Genomic DNA, 3,619 nt, shown 5'->3' with positions numbered 1-3,619 from the left:
CATGACCGGCGAACTGACTCTCACCGGCCGGGTGCTCCCCATCGGCGGGGTCAAGGAAAAGACCATCGCCGCCCGCCGCGCCGGGCTCAAGATGTTGATCTTCCCCGAAGGCAACCGCAAGGATTTCGAAGAACTCCCTGATTACCTGAAGGAAGGCCTTGAGGTTCACTTCGCCAGCGATTACAATGACGTCTTCCGCGCCGCCCTGGGCGACCGAAGAAAGAACTGATCACCAACAACACATCACAAATCACTGGAGTATTAAATGACCGTCGAAGAACTCAAAGCCGCCGTGCTCGCCCTCGACCCCGAGCAGAAAAAGGCGTTCATGCTCGAAACCCTCTCGCCGCTGGCCAAAGATGTCATTAAGGATCCCGGCTTTCTGATGCAGCTGTTCCCCGTCTTTCTCGGCATCCTCAAGGAAAGCGGCATGGACCTGCAGCAATTGCTCCAGTTCGCCACCATGATGGGCAACGGCGCCGGGCCCAAGACCAACATCTGATTTTCGCCATTGACGAATCGGAGCGAAGTTGCTAGTTTATCCCGCTATGAACAGCCTATTTAAAGACATCCTGCATACGAATCGTCATTGGTGGCGCTGGACCTCTTATTGAGCCGGTCCGCGCATCGAAACAATAGGTCATGCCGCGCACCGAACAGGGCCGCGGTCGACAGAACGACAAAAGCCGCGGCCTGAAAACCGCGGCTTTGTTTTTTCAAAGCAGCGGTCGCTAGAGCGCGCAGAGAACACAGAGAAAGGACAAAAACCAAATTATTTTTCTTTCTCTCTGCGACCTCTGCGCTCTCGAGAGAGCGAAGCGAACGGGCGCGAGACCGCTTTTAAGCTTTTCACTAATCACCAATAACCAATCACGGCTTTTCCAGAGGTACCGACATGCGCATCCTATCCGGCATCCAGCCTTCGGGCTCCCTGCACCTGGGCAACTACTTCGGCATGATGAAGAAGATGATCGAATACCAGGAGGGCGGCGAGCTCTTCTGCTTCATCGCCAACTACCACGCCATGTCCTCGGTCTCCGACGGCAAGGCCCTGGCCAAGGGAACCCTGGAAGCGGCGGCCAACTTTCTGGCCCTGGGGATGGACCCGGAAAAGAGCACCTTCTGGGTGCAGTCGGATGTGCCCGAAGTACAGGAATTGACCTGGGTGCTCTCCAACTTCACGCCGATGGGACTGCTCGAGCGCTGCCACAGCTACAAGGACAAGACCGCCCGCGGCATCGCCGCCAATCACGGCCTGTTCGCCTACCCGGTGCTGATGGCGGCGGACATCCTGCTCTTTCAGAGCGAAAAGGTGCCGGTCGGCAAGGACCAGAAGCAGCACGTCGAAGTGACCCGCGACATCGCCATCAAGGTCAACAACGAGTACGGCGACATCTTCACCCTGCCCGAACCGGATATCGATGATAATGTGGCCACGATCCCCGGCCTCGACGGCCAGAAGATGAGCAAGAGCTACGGCAACACCATCGACCTGTTCGTCGACGAGAAGACCCTGCGCAAGCAGGTGATGCGCATCGTCACCGACCCGACCCCGGTGGAAGACCCGAAGAATCCCGACAAGTGCAATGTCTTCCAGATCTACCGGCTGTTCATGAACAAGACACAGGAAGCCGAACTGCGGCGGCGCTACGAAGCGGGGGGACTGGGCTACGGCGAGGTCAAGCAGGAACTGTTCGAAACGGTGCGGGATTTCTTCGCCCCCTTCACCGAACGACGCAATGAACTGCTGGCCAACCCCGACGGCCTGCGCGCCATTCTCGCCCAAGGGGCGCAAAAGGCCCGTTACAGCGCCAGCAAAACATTGCGCAAGGTGCGCAAGAAAACCGGGCTGGCCTACTGAATTCGCGGGGACGCCTTGTGACCGGGGCGGGCTCTGGCATACTGAAGGGGAGAGGGATCATCTTTCAGCCAGGGAGGACCCATGACCGTCTATCGCAAATGGTACTGCAGCTGCAGCGGCAAGCCGCTGGAACTCGAATATCAGTCGACACCGCCCGATGAAGATGAAGGGGGAGAACCGGCATGCCGGCGCTGCGGCGCCACCCCGTCTTCGGACCCACGCAAAACCGTGCGCTATGAGGATGTCGAGAACTGGGATGACTGAGGTCCGTCGTCCTTGCGGCGGGTAAAGAAGACGAAGGCCATGGCGGGACGCTTGCTGCCGTCGCGCATGGCGAACTGCACCCCGTCATACTGCCAACCGCGGGAGACCCACTCGTTGAGAATCTTTTCCAGGCTTTCGTCGGTCACCACCGACTCTTCGACCACCTTGTATTCAAGCGTTGCCATTCACCTCCACCTTTCCTGAAACTTTACCGGAGCACCAACCATGGCCCTCTCAGGCAACCCGAAAAAACTGGCCCAGGATATCGCCGGCGGCTACTTCAGCATCACCCCGCCGATGATGCGCCAGTATACCCCCGCCGACCTGAAAACCATCGTCGTCAACCTGGGCATCGTTGCCAGGGACATCCGCCAGGAGCAGGTTCCCCAGGACGACGCACTGGCGATCAAGCAGAAGAACACCCGCCTCTCCCGCCTCAACCAGGCCGAAATCGTCATCCGCGCCCACTGCAAGAAACTGCGGATTCCCATCTGATAAAGGCAGTGATTGGTGACTGGTGATTTGTGATCAGGTGTTGCCTTCAAGCAATCACCAATAACTATTCACCAATCACCGCCCCTGAGCTATCACGCAGTGCCCCGCCACCGGGCAGGCAAGACAGACCTGTCCCTTCTTGCCGCTGCAGCCTTCACTGATTCCCAGATGCGACAGCACGAAATCGAAGCGGACCGGGTCGAGCGGATCGAACTGCCGCAGGCGGTCGGTGATCTCCAGGGCCATTTTCCAGTTCGCCGTGTTTCGATGGGTCAATCCGAGCAGGCGTGAAATCCGCGCCGTGTGGGTATCGAGGGGCAACACCAGGCGGGCCGGAGCAACCCCCGCCCAGAGGCCGAGGTCGATACCGTCATCGGGCCGGCAGACCCAGCGCAGAAACATGCAGAGCCGTTTGCAGGCGCTGCCGGTGGCCGGACTGGAAAAGAAATAACGGACCCCGGCCTCCCTTGGCAGCTCGCGCTGCCCGAAGACCGGCGACATGTCGCAGGCCAGCGCCCGTAGCACAAAAGAACTCAACGCCGGGCCGACATCCCCCTGGCCGTTATCCCCCCGCAGAAAAAACCCTTCGAGGCTCCCCGCATCGTCAAGCATATATCGCAGGATCCAGCACAGGGCGACCATATCCTCGGCATCGTTGAACCGGTGTTTGAATCCAAAAAGTCGTTCACCATCCCGTGCCGGCTGAAAGTTGCGGACAAAAGCCGCCGGCCCCTCGGGCATCCTGGCGAACAGATTGTCGAGATTGCGGCGGATCATGGCGGCCCGGCCGTAGGCCAGGGATGCACTGAAAAAAGCAGCAACTTCGCGATCTTCTCGGCTCGAATAACGCCGGGGCAGAGAAAGTGGGTCGTTGGCAAGAAACGCCTGGCGCCGGCTGTCAGGAATCTGCAGGAGGAGATGGTTCAGGTTCATGGGGCGAAGCTATCACAGCAGAGCATCCCGCAAAAGACAAAAAACAATGCGCCAAAACGTATACAT

General features: G+C 59.0%; 7 protein-coding genes. 5 read left to right on the top strand and 2 right to left on the bottom strand.

Annotated elements, in window-relative coordinates:
* The 4 genes from ABYV89_RS15570 to ABYV89_RS15555 all read left to right on the top strand — a co-directional run.
* Nucleotides 1-229: S16 family serine protease (locus tag ABYV89_RS15570; RefSeq protein ID WP_432823852.1), on the top strand; the 229-nt coding region annotated here is incomplete at its 5' end.
* A gap of 36 nt (nucleotides 230-265) precedes the next feature.
* Entirely contained in the window at nucleotides 266-502 is a 237-nt protein-coding gene (locus tag ABYV89_RS15565; RefSeq protein ID WP_432823851.1) for a hypothetical protein, read from the top strand.
* Between the two features lie 393 nt (nucleotides 503-895).
* Complete coding sequence (gene trpS / locus ABYV89_RS15560; RefSeq protein ID WP_432823850.1) at nucleotides 896-1,861, top strand: tryptophan--tRNA ligase; 966 nt, start codon at nucleotides 896-898, stop codon at nucleotides 1,859-1,861.
* Between the two features lie 81 nt (nucleotides 1,862-1,942).
* Nucleotides 1,943-2,125 carry a hypothetical protein gene (locus ABYV89_RS15555; RefSeq protein ID WP_432823849.1) on the top strand — a complete coding sequence of 61 codons (183 nt, stop codon included), beginning with the start codon at nucleotides 1,943-1,945 and terminating at the stop codon, nucleotides 2,123-2,125.
* Here the strand turns inward: ABYV89_RS15555 and ABYV89_RS15550 are convergent.
* Nucleotides 2,095-2,310, bottom strand: coding sequence for a DUF4177 domain-containing protein (locus ABYV89_RS15550; protein WP_432823848.1), 216 nt, complete (start codon nucleotides 2,308-2,310; stop codon nucleotides 2,095-2,097). The two genes, ABYV89_RS15555 and ABYV89_RS15550, sit on opposite strands and share 31 nt — an antisense overlap.
* A gap of 40 nt (nucleotides 2,311-2,350) precedes the next feature.
* Here ABYV89_RS15550 and ABYV89_RS15545 point away from each other — a divergent pair, with 40 nt between their 5' ends.
* A complete protein-coding gene (locus tag ABYV89_RS15545) occupies nucleotides 2,351-2,620 on the top strand; it encodes a hypothetical protein (protein WP_432823847.1) in 270 nt (89 codons plus the stop codon).
* A 75-nt stretch (nucleotides 2,621-2,695) separates the two neighbouring features.
* Here the strand turns inward: ABYV89_RS15545 and ABYV89_RS15540 are convergent, their stop codons facing one another.
* Nucleotides 2,696-3,553, bottom strand: coding sequence for a TIGR02757 family protein (locus tag ABYV89_RS15540; RefSeq protein WP_432823846.1), 858 nt, complete (start codon nucleotides 3,551-3,553; stop codon nucleotides 2,696-2,698).
* Nucleotides 3,554-3,619 lie beyond the last annotated feature (66 nt).

This window comes from Trichloromonas sp., assembly GCF_041583255.1.
Classification (GTDB): domain Bacteria; phylum Desulfobacterota; class Desulfuromonadia; order Desulfuromonadales; family Trichloromonadaceae; genus Trichloromonas.
Note: the sequence above shows the minus strand (reverse complement) of the source record. Positions and strands in the feature narration are given on the sequence as shown.

What these genes read in the sequence shown, in the direction of transcription:
- ABYV89_RS15555 (WP_432823849.1), top strand. Translation starts at nt 1,943, where the DNA reads ATGACCGTCTATCGCAAATGGTACTGCAGCTGCAGCGGCAAGCCGCTG.
- ABYV89_RS15565 (WP_432823851.1), top strand. Translation starts at nt 266, where the DNA reads ATGACCGTCGAAGAACTCAAAGCCGCCGTGCTCGCCCTCGACCCCGAG.
- ABYV89_RS15545 (WP_432823847.1), top strand. Translation starts at nt 2,351, where the DNA reads ATGGCCCTCTCAGGCAACCCGAAAAAACTGGCCCAGGATATCGCCGGC.
- trpS (WP_432823850.1), top strand. Translation starts at nt 896, where the DNA reads ATGCGCATCCTATCCGGCATCCAGCCTTCGGGCTCCCTGCACCTGGGC.
- ABYV89_RS15540 (WP_432823846.1), bottom strand. Translation starts at nt 3,553, where the DNA reads ATGAACCTGAACCATCTCCTCCTGCAGATTCCTGACAGCCGGCGCCAG.
- ABYV89_RS15550 (WP_432823848.1), bottom strand. Translation starts at nt 2,310, where the DNA reads ATGGCAACGCTTGAATACAAGGTGGTCGAAGAGTCGGTGGTGACCGAC.